This is a genomic window from Pollutimonas bauzanensis, from assembly GCF_040393045.1.
Lineage (GTDB): Bacteria > Pseudomonadota > Gammaproteobacteria > Burkholderiales > Burkholderiaceae_B > Pollutimonas > Pollutimonas bauzanensis_A.
The window spans coordinates 1-13936 of record NZ_JBEBUX010000109.1 but is presented as its reverse complement, the minus strand read 5'-3'; the positions used below and the strand labels follow the sequence as shown (position 1 = coordinate 13936).

Annotated in this window: 16 protein-coding genes; 7 read left to right on the top strand and 9 right to left on the bottom strand. The window is 57.5% G+C overall.

The annotated features are described in order from the left end of the window. Positions 1-32 precede the first annotated feature (32 nt). Positions 33-1040, top strand: a complete 1008-nt coding sequence (ftsY, locus tag ABWO67_RS15210; protein WP_353152992.1) for a signal recognition particle-docking protein FtsY — start codon at positions 33-35, stop codon at positions 1038-1040. Positions 1041-1054: 14 nt separating this feature from the next. Here ftsY and ABWO67_RS15205 read toward each other — a convergent pair whose 3' ends face one another. The 6 genes from ABWO67_RS15205 to ABWO67_RS15180 form a co-directional block, all read right to left on the bottom strand. Further along, positions 1055-2569 (bottom strand): CYTH and CHAD domain-containing protein, encoded by a 1515-nt coding sequence (locus ABWO67_RS15205; RefSeq protein ID WP_353152988.1) that lies wholly within the window; start codon positions 2567-2569, stop codon positions 1055-1057. Positions 2570-2613: 44 nt separating this feature from the next. After that, entirely contained in the window at positions 2614-3432 is an 819-nt protein-coding gene (phnE, locus tag ABWO67_RS15200; RefSeq protein ID WP_353152986.1) for a phosphonate ABC transporter, permease protein PhnE, read from the bottom strand. Further along, the gene (gene phnE, locus ABWO67_RS15195) at positions 3429-4304 is read right to left on the bottom strand and encodes a phosphonate ABC transporter, permease protein PhnE (RefSeq protein WP_353152984.1); all 876 of its coding nucleotides are present in this window, start codon (positions 4302-4304) and stop codon (positions 3429-3431) included. The genes phnE (ABWO67_RS15200) and phnE (ABWO67_RS15195) overlap by 4 nt, the downstream gene beginning before the upstream one ends. Then, positions 4292-5062, bottom strand: a complete 771-nt coding sequence (phnC, locus tag ABWO67_RS15190) for a phosphonate ABC transporter ATP-binding protein (protein WP_353152982.1) — start codon at positions 5060-5062, stop codon at positions 4292-4294. The genes phnE (ABWO67_RS15195) and phnC overlap by 13 nt, the downstream gene beginning before the upstream one ends. 6 nt (positions 5063-5068) lie before the next feature. Next, on the bottom strand, positions 5069-6064 hold the full coding sequence (phnD, locus tag ABWO67_RS15185) for a phosphate/phosphite/phosphonate ABC transporter substrate-binding protein (protein ID WP_353152980.1): 996 nt from the start codon (positions 6062-6064) through the stop codon (positions 5069-5071). Between the two features lie 78 nt (positions 6065-6142). Then, positions 6143-6961, bottom strand: a complete 819-nt coding sequence (locus ABWO67_RS15180) for an IclR family transcriptional regulator (protein ID WP_353152978.1) — start codon at positions 6959-6961, stop codon at positions 6143-6145. 100 nt (positions 6962-7061) lie between these two features. Between ABWO67_RS15180 and ribBA the strand changes: the two genes are divergently transcribed. From ribBA to ABWO67_RS15150, 6 genes are read left to right on the top strand one after another with little or no spacing between them, the layout of a single operon-like run. Next, entirely contained in the window at positions 7062-8231 is a 1170-nt protein-coding gene (gene ribBA, locus ABWO67_RS15175) for a bifunctional 3,4-dihydroxy-2-butanone-4-phosphate synthase/GTP cyclohydrolase II (protein ID WP_502930028.1), read from the top strand. Between the two features lie 15 nt (positions 8232-8246). Further along, positions 8247-8783, top strand: a complete 537-nt coding sequence (gene ribH / locus ABWO67_RS15170; RefSeq protein WP_353152976.1) for a 6,7-dimethyl-8-ribityllumazine synthase — start codon at positions 8247-8249, stop codon at positions 8781-8783. Further along, positions 8770-9273: a transcription antitermination factor NusB gene (gene nusB / locus ABWO67_RS15165; protein WP_353152974.1), complete on the top strand. Its 504-nt coding sequence runs from the start codon at positions 8770-8772 to the stop codon at positions 9271-9273. Before ribH ends, nusB begins: the two co-directional genes overlap by 14 nt. Before the next feature lie 18 nt (positions 9274-9291). Then, entirely contained in the window at positions 9292-10251 is a 960-nt protein-coding gene (gene thiL, locus ABWO67_RS15160; RefSeq protein ID WP_353152972.1) for a thiamine-phosphate kinase, read from the top strand. 30 nt (positions 10252-10281) lie between these two features. After that, the gene (locus ABWO67_RS15155; RefSeq protein WP_353152970.1) at positions 10282-10806 is read left to right on the top strand and encodes a phosphatidylglycerophosphatase A family protein; all 525 of its coding nucleotides are present in this window, start codon (positions 10282-10284) and stop codon (positions 10804-10806) included. After that, on the top strand, positions 10803-11309 hold the full coding sequence (locus tag ABWO67_RS15150) for a CinA family protein (protein WP_353152968.1): 507 nt from the start codon (positions 10803-10805) through the stop codon (positions 11307-11309). The genes ABWO67_RS15155 and ABWO67_RS15150 overlap by 4 nt, the downstream gene beginning before the upstream one ends. On the opposite strand, the gene pyrF is transcribed toward ABWO67_RS15150, so the two are convergent. The 3 genes from pyrF to groL all read right to left on the bottom strand — a co-directional run. Further along, positions 11293-12108 (bottom strand): orotidine-5'-phosphate decarboxylase, encoded by an 816-nt coding sequence (pyrF, locus tag ABWO67_RS15145; RefSeq protein WP_353152966.1) that lies wholly within the window; start codon positions 12106-12108, stop codon positions 11293-11295. The two genes, ABWO67_RS15150 and pyrF, sit on opposite strands and share 17 nt — an antisense overlap. 36 nt (positions 12109-12144) lie before the next feature. After that, complete coding sequence (locus ABWO67_RS15140; RefSeq protein WP_353152964.1) at positions 12145-12543, bottom strand: diacylglycerol kinase; 399 nt, start codon at positions 12541-12543, stop codon at positions 12145-12147. A gap of 197 nt (positions 12544-12740) precedes the next feature. Next, a partial coding sequence (groL, locus tag ABWO67_RS15135; protein ID WP_353152962.1) for a chaperonin GroEL occupies positions 12741-13936 on the bottom strand: 1196 nt, incomplete at its 5' end.

The window sequence follows — 13936 nt, the reverse complement described above, 5'->3', positions numbered from 1 at the left end:
CAGCGGCGGATGCACTTGATGAGCCACCCGCCATGGTGCCGCCCGTGGCGCCCGACGCCGAGCCAGAGCCAGAGCCAGTCCAGGAGCCGGTGCAGGAGCCGGTGCAGCAAGCACCAGCGGTCGCCGAAAAAGGCTCATGGCTCTCCCGTCTTAAACAAGGCTTGTCGCGTACCGGGCAGAATATCGGCGGCTTGTTCGTTGGTGTAAAGGTCGATGAAGCGCTTTTCGATGATCTGGAAACCGCGTTGATCATGGCGGACGCGGGGGTGGAGGCAACTGAAAAATTGCTTACGGCCTTGCGTGCGCGCGTGCGTAAAGAGCGTCTTGCCGACGCTGCACAGGTCAAAGCGGCGCTGCGCGACATACTGGCCGATCATCTAACTCCCCTGGAGAAACCGTTTCCCTTGGGGCAAGCATCGCCCTTGGTGGTCATGATCGCCGGCGTGAACGGCGCAGGAAAGACCACTTCTATAGGCAAGCTGGCTCATGCATTTCAGGCCCAGGGCGCTTCAGTGCTGCTGGCGGCCGGCGACACGTTCAGGGCCGCTGCGCGCGAACAGCTGATGGAGTGGGGGGCGCGTAACAATGTAACGGTTATCGCTCAGGATGGCGGCGATCCGGCCGCAGTGGCCTTTGATGCGGTGAATGCCGGTCGGGCGCGCCAGGCGAATGTGGTCATGGTTGATACTGCGGGCCGGTTGCCGACTCAGCTGCATTTGATGGAAGAACTAAAGAAAATCAAACGGGTGATAGGCAAGGCGGATGGCGCCGCGCCGCATGAAGTCTTGCTGGTTATCGACGGTAATACAGGTCAGAACGCCTTGGCCCAGATACGCGCCTTTGACGCCGCCATTACGCTGACAGGCCTGGTGGTGACCAAGCTGGATGGCACGGCTAAGGGAGGCACCTTGGCTGCCGTTGCAGCGGGAAGCCAAGGTGTACGGCCAGTGCCGGTATATTGGATAGGGGTAGGCGAAGGCTTGAATGATTTGCAGCCGTTCGTTGCGCGCGAATTCGCAGCGGCGCTCATCGGCGACTAATCATCACCGATCATTCATCCCGGCTTTGCGGCCTTGAAGCCCCCGGCCTTGGCCAGGCGCAGGAAGTCCAGCTCGGCTTCGGCTTGTTTTTGCACCTGCATCGCTTTTAGCCAGCCCAAGGCAAAGAAGGCCTGGGGCTGGTCGACCGAAAGCGATTGGTAGTAGTCGTGAGCGACATATAAATCATTTAGGTCGCCTAGCGTGTGCTGGGTGTCCATCAAGGCAGCGTGCAGGCGAGCCAGGCTTTTTCCGGCAAGCAGGCTTGCGGAAAACTCCATGGCATATCGCAGGCCTTTGATCCGTTTGCGCAGCTTGTGCTGGTCCTCTACGGTTAACTGGCGGAACTGTGCCCCTTGGCGGCATAGCCGCTTCAGGCGTTTGTTCAAGCGCTCGCTTAATAGTTTCCCGATGCTGGGCTTTTTTGTTTCTGAGTCGGTGGTTTCTTCGGCGACAAGGTGATGCAGCAGTGTCAGCAGCGTTTCCTGGAACTCGGCACTGGCCGCCAGCGCTTGGGCATGGTTTGCATGAACAATAGGGCTGGGCAGCGTTAGCGCCGGCATGCCCGCGTCGGCCAGGCGGGGCGTGATGAACAGTTCGACCACGTCGTTATCGCGGGCCTGCCCAAGCAAGCCAAAATATTGACGTAGTTGAGCGCCCAGTACCGCTTCGTCGATATCTACCCATTTGCCGAAAAAATTCCAGCAGGACCTGAGGCGACGGATACCCACGCGCAGTTGGTGGATGTACTCAACCTGGTTCATAGACACATCGTCAATGCTGTCAACACCGGCCAGGAAAGTGGCGTTGCGGACTATCTGATTCATGCAGTCGTTAGCGCATAATCGATATGCCGCATCCAGTGTCGGCGCGTCTGCCAGCGTTACCGAGCCGGCGCGGCGTGGTTTACGCAGTTGCCCATACTCCGCCGGGGTAGTCTGCGGCGTGGCGTGGGCAAGCTGGGACAGGGCATCGCCGCGTTCCGCTTTGCTGCGCAGATCCAGGATCAAGCCGTGTTTTTTCAGCCATTGCCTGGCCTGGGCAAACAGGTAGTCCGTGCTGCCCGATACCTGCTCAAGCTCAAGTTCGCATATCGGTAGTTCAAGGTCGCCCGCCTTGATCAAGCCTTGGTCGTACGCGAACTCGATAACGTTGGCTTTGATTCCTTTCTTGATGACAAGCCGGTTCACCACGGTCTCGTAAAGCAGTTCCAGGGGGTGTTCCAGCCGGGCAATAACTTGCGCGACCGGGGTATCTTCGTAAAGACTCAAATCCAGGGTGGGTTCCGTACGCGGATGGTTGATTTCAATGCGCGATAACTCGTCGGCGCCAGGTGTCTTGATGGTTTGCACCCACTGTTCGCCTTCCTTGCGCAGGCGCAGGGCGACTTTGGCCTTGGCGAGTTCGTGGTCTTTTGTGTCGAAGTAACGGGCGTGCAGCGGTAGTTCCTTCGCACCAATTTTGCGCAATGCCTTTTCAAGCGCCGTCCGTTTATGGGCGGGTACGTGGAATTTGAGTTCGCGTTCAAGCATAGTGGCCCCGGGCTGAGTATGGGCGCCATATTACCGCGTGTCGGTTACAGCAGTGTTTTTCGGGCCCGGGTTATGACGATTTCAGCAACGATGACGATCAGGAAAATCAAGACAAGTATCAATGAAACCTTGTCCCATTGGAATAAATCCATTGCGCTGTTCAGCGCCATGCCTATACCGCCAGCCCCCACCAGGCCCAGTACGGCCGACTCGCGCACGTTGATATCCCAGCGTAGCAGCACAATGGACCAGAAGGCCGGTTTGATCTGCGGCCAATAGCCGTAGCCGATGATAGAGCCTGTGCTTGCCCCCGTGGCGGTAAGCGCTTCAATTGGCCCGGGCTGGGCATCGTCCAGGGCTTCTCCGAGCAGCTTGCCGATAAAGCCGATAGAACGGAATGCGATCGCTATGGTGCCGGCCAGCGGGCCTGGCCCGAAAATCGCGATAAAAAGCAGTGCCCATACCAGGGAATTGATGGAGCGGCTGGACACGAGGATAAGACGGGCAAGGAAGTTGATAGCCTTGTTTTTTGTCAGGTTGCCAGCAGCCAGCAAGCCCACCGGTACTGCCATGATGACGGCAAGTATGGTGCCAAGCGTGGCCATGTGCAGGGTTTCAATCAGCGCCCGTTGTATGGATCCGGGGAAGCTTTGCCATGAAATGGGCCACATCCGGTTGATCAGGTCAGCCATTTGCGTGGGCGCGTCGTATAAAAACTCTGGAATGACATCGATGCTGCGTATCGACTGGACAATAGCCAGTACAAAAAGCAGGTACAAGGCAAAGCGAAGCAAGCGCTGCCCGGGGGTATAGCGCACCCAGGTGGCGGCCGGCTGGCTTGCGGCAACGTTAGTATTAGTCATGCGTCATCCTCGACGGGCCGAGGCGTGGTGCGCGATTGATGCTTGCGTTGAAAGAGCGCAGCCAGTGATACGTTATCAAGCAGTATCGAGCGTACGACCCCCGCGAGCAACTCGCCGACCATGATGATGGCAATAATGGAAATGAGTATGGTGCAGACGAAGTCATAGTCAAAGCGCTGGAACGCTGAAAACAAGGTCCCGCCTATGCCGCCGGCGCCAACAATGCCTACCATGGTCGAGTTGCGCAGATTGGAATCAAGCTGATAGGTTGAGAAACCGACAAACCGCGCAAACACTTGCGGCATTACCGAAAAGATAATGACATTGGGGAACGATGCGCCTGTCGCGCGTACGGCTTCCACCTGTTTGAGCGATATTTCTTCGATGGATTCGGTAAACAGCTTGCCGATGAAGCCGATGGATGCGACCGTTAACGCCAGCACGCCCGCCAATGCGCCGAAACCGACGGCTTTGACAAAAATAATGGCTACGATCACCGGATGTAATGCGCGGCATAACGACACAATGGCCCGGGCAGGCCAACTGGCCCAGGAAGGCATCAGGTTGCGAGCACCCAGCAGGCTTAGAGGCAGCGCCAGGAGAATGCCCAGCGTGGTGGCAAGGACGGCGATTTCCAGGCTTTCGGCAATGCCTTTCCAAAGCATGGCGCCGCGTTCGATGCTGGGCGGGAACATGCGGGCAAGGAATTTCGCACCGTGGCCCAGGCCGGCCTCGAACCGATCCCAGGAAAATCCCAGCTGCGTTGCCGCGAAAATCGCATAGGCCACAACCAGCAGCAGTCCGAGCTTGGCGCGCAGCGATAAGGCGAAAGGCCTGCCGGGGACCGCAACAGGCGGGGTTATTCCAGCCACGACTCGCCTCCGTAAATCTGCTTCAAGACGCTGGTCGTCAAACCCGATGCGAGTCCGTCGTAAACGATGGTGCCCTCAGACATGCCGATAATGCGTGAGGCGTATCGCTTGGCCAGTTCGACATCGTGGATGTTGACGATGACAGGGATATTGAAAGCGCCGCCTTGCTCGACGAGCAGCTCCATGATTTCAACTGAAGTTTTCGGGTCGAGGGAGGAGGTGGGTTCGTCCGCCAGCAAGAGTTGCGGGCGCTGCATCAAGGCGCGCGCTATGCCTACGCGCTGGCGCTGTCCGCCCGACAGCGCATCGGCACGCTGGTCGGCAAAGCCGGCCAGCCCCACGGTTTCCAGCAAACTGAAAGCGTATTGAATATCGGCGGGGTCGAAATGACGCCGCCACGCATTGAACGGCGAGGTGTAGCCTAGCCGGCCCGTAAGCAGGTTTTCCATCACCGTGAGGCGTTCGACCAGGTTGTATTCCTGGAACACCATGCCGATGCGGCGGCGGGCCTGTCGTAGCGCCGAACCGCGCACCTTGGCCAGATCGATGAACCCGCCATTGTTTTCCAGCAGGATCTTGCCTTCCGTGGGTTCCACCAGCCGGTTGATGCAACGCAACAGCGTGCTTTTTCCGGTTCCCGAGGGGCCGATGATGGCCGTGAGGCCTTCACCGGTAAGATCAAGACTGATGTCTTTCAGGACGGGACGGTTCGCCTTGTACTCTTTGACCAGGTTTTTGATATGGAGTGCGGCTCCCATAACCGGTCAGTTCGCTTTCTTGCTGGCTTTGTCGTAGGCAGAGCGCGTAAAGCTTTCCCCGCCGGCCTTGGCGACATCGCGCACAATCTCCCAGTCTTTCTTGTAGGTAACCGGATAGAAGCGGTCAGCGCCGTCGAAGGCTTCTTTCATTTCGGCCGGAAAGCGATAGTCGTAGAAGCATTTGAGCATCTTGTCGCGGAACGCCGGTTCCAGGTCATAGGCGTAAGCGAACGACGATGTGGGGAACTTCTCGCTTGTGTAGATGATGCGGAAGTCGTCTTCTTTGACTTGCCCGCGCTCTGCCATGCGGTGGAAAACGTCGGAGGCAACGGCAGCGGCGTCGTAATCGCCCGAATTCACGCCCATGACCGATTGATCATGCTTGCCGGAGTAAAGGAATTCGTAGTCTTTGCCGGGAACCAGTCCTTCTTTGGGGAACAGGGCGATAGGCGCCATGTTGCCGGAATTGGACGATGGCGATGTATGTGCAACCTTTTTGCCCTTCAGGTCGGCCAGGGTTTTATAGGGGCTGTCTTTTTTAACGATGAGAATCAGGTTGTAGCCCTGGAAGCCGTTGGCATCCCCCTTGACGGCGAAAGGCACGGCGCCTGCCAGGTTGACTGCGAAGTTGGTTGGCCCCGTGGAAAACCCGCCTACGTGAAGCCGGTTCGAGCGCATGGCTTCGATTTCGGCAGCGTTGCTTTGCACTTGATAAAAGACCACTTTGCGGTCGATGCACTGAGACAGATGCTTGGTGAATGGCGAGAAGATTTCGGCATACACGGCCGGGTCTTCCACGGGTGTATAGGTAAATACCACGGTGGAGGGCGTCTTCAGCTTGCTGGCATCAGTAGGGGTGTCGGCAACCAGGTCGTTATTGGCATCGCAATACATCGTATCCAGGTCGCCGCGGTTGGCGCATGTGTCCTGCGCTTGGGCAAGAGGCGCAGTGCCAAGTACAGCAAGAAAAGTGGTGGTCAACAATAAGCTTGATGGTTTCATGGGTTTGTCTCCGTTTTTATGCGGTAATTATTATGAAAAGCCGTAAATCAAGATGTCCTGCCGTTTGAGTTTAGCGGTTTATCGGCTGGGCCGATACCCGAGCTTTTCCGAGATGGCCGCGGCGCATTCTTTTAGCGCTGTTGCAATGGGACCTTGCGGGCTGGCGTCGAACAGCGTCGCAGGCCCAAGGCTGGTCAGCGCCAGTGCAATATTGCCGGAATGGTCAAACACCGGTACCGATAAGGCATCAATGCCAGGTAGCGGGTTGCCCAGTGCCTGCGCGACACCCACTTGCCTGATGTGCGAGAGCAAGGCGTCCAGTTCAGCTGCGCTGGGCCGCAAGGGGCTGATGCTGGTCACTACGGCCGTATCGCCCGTTTCACGTTCTATATAGTGCTGCGCAATCTTGGGCGGGAGCCAGGCCGCGAAGACATGGCCGGTGGCGGTATGCAGCATGGACATGACCGTACCTTTGCGCATGTTCACGTGTACCGGGTAGCTGGCTTCGGAGATATGTATCATGGTCGGCCCGTGCGAGCCCAGCACGGCGATCGCCAGCGTATGCCCGATTTGGCCAGCCAGTTGATTGACCTCGGGCATGGCGGCACGTACAGTGTCCAGGCGCTGCAGGCTTACCAGGCCCATTTGCAGCGCAAAGGGCCCGAGTTCGTATTGACCCGTGGCGGGATCTTGCTGCACCAGTCCGACACGGGTGAAACTGACCAGGTAAGGGTGGGCCTTTGCCGAAGTCATGCCTGCTTGTGCTGCCAGATCGCGCAAGGTCAGGGCCTTGGCTGAGTCGACTAGCGCAGCAAGCAACGGAAAGCCGGTTTCCACCGATTGGATGCTGCGGCGCCCATCATTCTGGGGCTTTACCGCTGTTTTTTTTTCGCGCATGGAGGAATCATGTTATGTTTTATGCGGATATTACCCGGCTTTGCATGGACGGGTTCGGGAAGGCGTTAAAATGACCCAACTTTTTACTGAGCCTATATTCATGAGCAAGCCGTCCGACATGGATTTCGATACAGCGCAATCCTACAATATCTCTCCCGTTACCGAAATTGTTGCCGAATTGCGGGCTGGCCGACTGGTTATATTGGTCGACGAAGAAGATCGCGAAAACGAGGGCGACCTGGTCATGGCAGCCGAATTCGTTACACCGGAAGCCATCAACTTCATGGTCACGCATGCCCGCGGGCTGGTGTGCCTGACATTGACCGAAGAGCGTTGCCGTCAGCTTGACTTGCCCCTGATGGCAAGCCGCAACGGCACGCGTTTCGGCACCAACTTCACCATGTCCATCGAAGCCGCCGAAGGGGTGGATACAGGTATTTCAGCCGCTGACCGCGCCCGCACCATCCAGGCGGCTGTAGCGCGCGATGCCAAGCCGTCCGATTTGGTCCAGCCTGGCCACATCTTTCCGGTGCAGGCCGTTCGCGGCGGGGTGCTGGTGCGCGCCGGGCATACCGAAGCCGGTTGCGACCTGACGGCGCTTGCAGGCCTGACGCCCGCCGCTGTCATCTGTGAAATTCTAAAGCCCGACGGAACCATGGCGCGCTTGCCAGACCTGAAAGTCTTCGCGCGCGAGCATGGCTTGAAAATCGGCACTATTGCCGACCTTATTCAGTACCGCAGCGAACACGAATCCATGATCGAAAGGCTGGCCAGCCGCCGTATGCAAACCCCGTGGGGCGAGTTCACTGCAGTGGCCTACCGCGATCTGTCGTCGGGGGCGCCCCACATGGCGCTGGTGCATGGCGACATTACGCCCGAAACCGAAACGCTGGTGCGTGTGCATGAACCCACCACTATGCTGGATATCTTGTTCGAAGGCGCTACTACCCACAGCTGGAGCGTATCCGATGCGCTCAAGGCCATCGCAGCCGCTCCGTCCGGGGTGCTGGTCATGCTGAACTGCCAAGGGTCTCCCGATTTGCTATTTAACCAGTTCGAATCCTGGAACCAGGCTGACACGCAAGACACGCCGGCCAACGACCGCGAAAGTCGTTATGGCCTCCTTACTTACGGCATTGGCGCGCAAATCATGCGCGACCTTAATATAGGCAAGGCGCGTTTGCTGGCCCGGCCGCGAAAAATGCCCAGCATGACAGGGTTTTCCCTGACCATAACGGGTTACGATAGCGAACCTCTTTCCACCCCATAACAGGAATTATTGATTATGAACCCATATACTTTGTCTCCCGATCTGAACGGAGAAGGTCTGCATATAGGCATTGTGCGGGCTCGTTTCAACGAGCAGGTCGGTCAAGCCGAACTGGAATCCTGCCTGGCCGAACTGGCTGAATTGGGCGTTGATGAGCGCGACGTCATGCTCGTATCGGTTCCCGGTGCGCTTGAGCTGGGCGTTGCTTTGGCACAAATGGCTGAAACTTTCGAGTTCGACGCCTTGATCGCACTGGGTGCTGTTATCCGCGGCGATACTTATCATTTTGAAATCGTCAGCAATGAAAGCGCGTCGGCCATTAGCCGCGTTGCATTGGAAACCGGTATTCCGGTCGCCAACGGCGTGCTTACCACCGACACTGACGAGCAAGCCCAGGAACGCGCCGCTGAAAAGGGGCGTGATTGCGCTCGCAGCGCCGTTGAAATGGCTAACCTGGTCGCCGCCCTCGAACCCGAAACTGAAGATGACGAAGATTTCGAGGACGATGAAGACGACGAGGATGACGAGGACGAAGATCTTGACGACAAATAATACGCCGGGCGCGCCTTCGGGCGCTGCTTCCCGGACCAATAGTCGTAGCGCGCGCAGGCGCGCGCGCGAATTCGCCTTGCAGGGCGTTTATTCGTGGCTGCTGCGCGGCGACGATAGCTTGCAAGAGGCCGGTGCTATCGACGCCCACATCCGCGACGACGAAGAATTCCACGAAGCTGATGCGACGTGGTTCAAGACGCTGCTGCATGGGGTGTTGCGGGAAGCTCCTGCGCTGCGTGAAAGCTTCATGCCTTATGTCGATCGGCCTTTGGCGGAATTGTCTCCGATCGAACACGGTATTTTGCTGATAGGCAGCTTCGAGCTTATTCACCATACCGAAGTCCCCTATAAAGTCGCGATCAACGAGGCGGTCGAACTGGCCAAGTCGTTTGGCGGCACGGATGGCTTCAAGTTCGTCAACGGTGTGCTCGACAAAATGGCAGCCGATATTCGTCCCCACGAGGTTCAGGCGGCGGCTGCGCGCCGCTAGGCGCTTTGCGAGGGTCTGTTGAATATCGAGTTCGACCTCATCGCGCGTTACTTTTCGCGTCCGGCGCCTTGCGGCTTCCTGGGGGTGGGTGACGACTGTGCTTTATTCCCTGTTGCGGCCGGCCATCACCTGGCAACCAGCACCGACCTTCTTGTGGAAGGTCGGCATTTTTTTTCAGATGTCGATCCCGCTGCGCTTGGTCATAAAGCATTGGCGGTTAATCTGTCGGACTTGGCTGCCATGGGCGCCCAGCCCGTGGCCTGCCTGCTAAGCCTTTCTTTGCCCGCCGTCGATCATGATTGGCTGACCGCTTTCTCCCAAAGCTTCTATGCGCTGGCGGATCAAGCCGGGTGCCCGCTGATAGGCGGCGACACGACGCGCAGCACAGCCGGTATTGTCATCAGCGTGACGGTCATGGGGCAGGTCAGGCCGGATCAGGCACTGCGCCGTGCAGCGGCCCAGGTAGGCGACGACGTCTGGATCACTGGCGACTTGGGCGCAGCCAATATTGCCTTGCGTTTGCTGCAAAACGAACTTCCCTATAATCCGGATTTGCTGGAGGCCACTCGCCGCGCCCTTGAATGGCCGCTGCCGCCATGGCAGTTTGGACAGGCGCTGGCCGGGGTTGCGCATGCTGCGCTGGATATTTCCGATGGCCTGGCGCAAGATATCGGGCATATTCTCAAAGCCAGTGGCTGCGGTGCCGAGCTCGAATACTTGGCACTGCCGGTTGCACCGGCGCTGCAAGGGCTCGATAGCCAGCTTGTTCAGGCTGCAGTGCTGGCTGGTGGCGATGTGTATCAATTATGTTTTACTGCGGCTGCGGGTGAACGCGCGCGCATACTGGCATTGGCTGCCGCGTCGTCGCTACAGGTAACGCGGGTCGGCAGGGTCGTAGCGGAACCTGGTCTACGGGTACGCGCTGCAGATGGCACGGTCATCCCATTGGACAAGGCCGGTTTCGATCATTTTTCCTGACTCTTTTTGTGAATTTTTTCAGACCTTCGTATGCCCCCCTTTGATACCGATACGCATCCCGATACTGCTTTCAAGCCTGGCCTGGCCTGGGTGTTTCGCTCGTTTCCGCGCGTCATTTCATTCGGTCTGGGCAGCGGCCTGATTCGGCCTGCTCCGGGCACTTGGGGCACGTTGCTGGGATGGCTGTTATGGGTAGTGGCCGTTGCGCGCCTCCCCGACACTTACATTGCGGTTTTGCTGGTGGCCGCATTTGCACTGGGCTGCTGGACTTGCCAGCGCGTTGGCAAGGAAATGGGCAGGGCAGACGACGGCGGCATGGTCTGGGACGAAATTGTGGCGTTCTGGCTGGTGCTATGGCTGACGCCGGACTCTTTCGGCGCCCAGTTGCTGGCTTTCGTGGTCTTTCGTTTTTTCGATATTGTAAAACCTCCTCCCATCAGCTTCTTCGATCGTCATTTCAAGAACGGTTTTGGCGTTATGTGGGATGATATCGTGGCAGCGGCCTATAGCTTGCTGGTAATCGCCATTCTGGTCAGACTCGAGGTGTTTATATGAGCAATAACGATCCTGTGGGTTACGCGGCAGAACTTGGTCAACGATTGCTTGATAAAGGCTGGATGTTTGCTTGCGCCGAATCTTGCACCGGCGGCCTGCTTGCCGCCGCAATGACTGATATTCCGGGCTCCAGCCAATGGTTTGACAGGGGCTTCGTCACCTATAGCAATGCGGCCAAAGTCGAGCAGCTGTTAGTCAATGAAGATACGCTGGAGCGTTTTGGCGCTGTTAGCGAAGAGACTGCCATGGAAATGGCTGCCGGCGTGTTGACGGCAGCAGCACCTGCACACTTGGCCATTTCCACGACCGGCGTGGCCGGGCCCGATGGCGGCACGCCAGGCAAGCCCGTAGGCATGGTGTGTTTTGGATTTGCCCAGCGTGCGTCGCAGGGCATTGTTACGCGCGCCATGACCAAGATTTTCGAAGGCAACCGCCAGCAAATCCGCAACGCCGCCGTGACGTTTGCCTTGACTACCGCCGCGAGCTTTATCGAGCGGCGTTAATCGCGTCGCGCGTAGCGCGAGCGGCAATTGCCGCCGCCTCGCGCCAATCGTCTCCGCCGCTGGCATACAGAATGGCCCGGGAAGAGTTGATCATCATTCCCGTCCCTCGGCTATTGCAGCCTGCTTTGACGGTCGACACAATGTCGCCACCTTGCGCACCGATGCCCGGCACCAACAACGGCATGTCGCCGACACGCGCCCTTACTTTCGCGATCTCGTCGGGAAACGTTGCGCCCACCACCAGGGCGCATTGGCCGTTGGTGTTCCATTTGTCGGCAACCAGCCCGGCAACATGCAAATATAAAGGGATGTCGTCTTTGGATTCGATGAACTGCAGATCGGAGCCGCCCTTGTTGGATGTGCGGCACAGGACGATGACGCCTTTGCTGTTCCAGGCCAGGTAGGGCTCTATCGTGTCGAAGCCCATGTAAGGGCTGACAGTGACGGCATCGGCCTGGTAGCGCTCGTAGGCTTCGCGTGCGTATTGTTCTGCAGTCGAGCCGATGTCGCCGCGTTTGGCGTCCAGCACGATGGGCAGGCCAGGATGAGCTTCGTGTATGTACTCGCACAATGCTTCCAGCTGGTCTTCGGCGCGTTGTGCCGAGAAGTACGCGATTTGCGGCTTGACGCCACAGGCATACGGCGCGGTCACGTCGACGATCGCCTTGCAAAACTCGAAAATCGCGTCGGGGCGGCCTTGAAGCTCGGCGGGAAAGCGCTGCGGGTCTGGATCCAGTCCCACCATTAGCATGGAGTCGGTGGTGGTCCAGGCGTGTTCGAGTTTTTGTGTGAAGATCATGAGTGCGTACAGGGTTTTTTGGTAGTTACTACGGTATCAGATTACAGGCACGAGAATATGGGCGCCGACAATGCATAGCCAAGTCACGGTGCAAAAGATGATTGATAGCATCACCGCGGCGCTGCCCAGGTCTTTTGCACGGCCAATTAAAGGGTGGTGCTCCAGGGTGATTGTATCGGCTAGCGCTTCAAGGGCGGAATTGAGCAGTTCCACAATCAGCACAAAAACGAGTGTGCCTATCAGTAAAAGCGCTTCGCCCATGCTGCGGCTGATCCAGATCGCCAAAGGAGTCAATATCACGACCAGTAAAAGCTCTTGGCGAAAAGCCGCTTCATGCTGGAAGGCGGCCTTGAAGCCTTGAGCAGAGTAGCGCAGGGCATTGAACAGCCGGCCGAAACCGCCTTTGCTTTTATAGGGGGAATTATGGTGAGTCATATCGCCAGGGTAAATAGTCATACGCCGAATGGCAGCGCAGCACCAAGGTGGCACAGGACGATATTATGCCTGTAAACCAAAATTTGCCCCTGCGGGCTGTGTTAAAGCAAAAAGCCCCCGAACAGATCGGGGGCTTTTTTTCTGGGTGGCCTGGACATTAATGCCCAGGCCGGCAGAAGGTGTGGAAGTAAAGGGGCTTAGAAGCCGCCCATACCACCCATACCGCCCATGCCACCCATATCAGGCATACCGCCACCAGCTGGCTTGTCTTCGACGATTTCGGCCACTGCGACCTCTGTCGTGAGCAACAGGCTGGCAATCGACGCTGCATTTTGCAATGCAGTGCGAGTTACCTTGGTGGGGTCCAGAACGCCTTGTTCAACCAGGTCACCGTACTCGCCAGTTGCAGCGTTGTAACCGTAGTTGCCTGTACCGTTGGCCACGTTGTTGACAACAACGCTAGGCTCGTCGCCAGCGTTGGCAACAATGGTGCGCAAAGGCGATTCGATAGCGCGCAGAACCAGCTTGATACCAGCTTGCTGGTCAGCGTTGTCACCCTTGACTTGGGCAACAGCAGCACGTGTACGGATCAGCGCTACGCCACCGCCAGGAACAATGCCTTCTTCGACAGCAGCGCGTGTTGCATGCAGAGCATCTTCAACGCGTGCTTTCTTTTCTTTCATTTCGATTTCGGTAGCAGCACCGACACGAATCACAGCAACACCGCCGGCCAACTTGGCAACGCGTTCTTGCAGTTTTTCGCGATCGTAGTCGGAAGTAGCTTCTTCGATTTGAACGCGGATTTGCTTAACGCGCGCTTCGATCGACTTGCTGTCGCCAGCGCCGTCGATGATTGTGGTGTTTTCTTTAGCCACTTCGATGCGCTTGGCTTGGCCCAGCTCTTCCAGCGTGGCTTTTTCAAGCGACATGCCGGTTTCTTCCGAAATAACAGTGCCGCCGGTCAGGATGGCGATGTCTTCCAGCATGGCTTTGCGGCGATCGCCGAAACCAGGTGCCTTGACAGCAGTCGTCTTGAGGATGCCGCGGATGTTGTTGACAACCAGCGTAGCCAAAGCTTCGCCTTCGACGTCTTCAGCAACGATCAGCAGAGGACGGCTGGACTTGGCAACTTGTTCCAGGATAGGAAGCAGGTCGCGGATGTTGCTGATTTTCTTGTCGAAAATCAGGACATACGGATCTTCCAGGACGGAAACTTGCTTGTCTGGGTTGTTGATGAAGTAAGGCGACAGGTAGCCGCGGTCGAATTGCATACCTTCGACGACGTCGAGTTCGTTTTCCAGCGATTTGCCGTCTTCAACGGTAATAACGCCTTCTTTGCCGACCTTGTCCATTGCGTTGGCAATGATTTCACCGATCGAAGCATCGCTGTTAG

Coding starts and splice junctions, on each gene's coding strand:
- ftsY (WP_353152992.1), top strand. CDS start 33: ATGGTGCCGCCCGTGGCGCCCGACGCCGAGCCAGAGCCAGAGCCAGTC.
- ABWO67_RS15205 (WP_353152988.1), bottom strand. CDS start 2,569: ATGCTTGAACGCGAACTCAAATTCCACGTACCCGCCCATAAACGGACG.
- phnE (WP_353152986.1), bottom strand. CDS start 3,432: ATGACTAATACTAACGTTGCCGCAAGCCAGCCGGCCGCCACCTGGGTG.
- phnC (WP_353152982.1), bottom strand. CDS start 5,062: ATGGGAGCCGCACTCCATATCAAAAACCTGGTCAAAGAGTACAAGGCG.
- phnD (WP_353152980.1), bottom strand. CDS start 6,064: ATGAAACCATCAAGCTTATTGTTGACCACCACTTTTCTTGCTGTACTT.
- ABWO67_RS15180 (WP_353152978.1), bottom strand. CDS start 6,961: ATGCGCGAAAAAAAAACAGCGGTAAAGCCCCAGAATGATGGGCGCCGC.
- ribBA (WP_502930028.1), top strand. CDS start 7,062: ATGAGCAAGCCGTCCGACATGGATTTCGATACAGCGCAATCCTACAAT.
- ribH (WP_353152976.1), top strand. CDS start 8,247: ATGAACCCATATACTTTGTCTCCCGATCTGAACGGAGAAGGTCTGCAT.
- ABWO67_RS15155 (WP_353152970.1), top strand. CDS start 10,282: ATGCCCCCCTTTGATACCGATACGCATCCCGATACTGCTTTCAAGCCT.
- ABWO67_RS15150 (WP_353152968.1), top strand. CDS start 10,803: ATGAGCAATAACGATCCTGTGGGTTACGCGGCAGAACTTGGTCAACGA.
- pyrF (WP_353152966.1), bottom strand. CDS start 12,108: ATGATCTTCACACAAAAACTCGAACACGCCTGGACCACCACCGACTCC.
- ABWO67_RS15140 (WP_353152964.1), bottom strand. CDS start 12,543: ATGACTCACCATAATTCCCCCTATAAAAGCAAAGGCGGTTTCGGCCGG.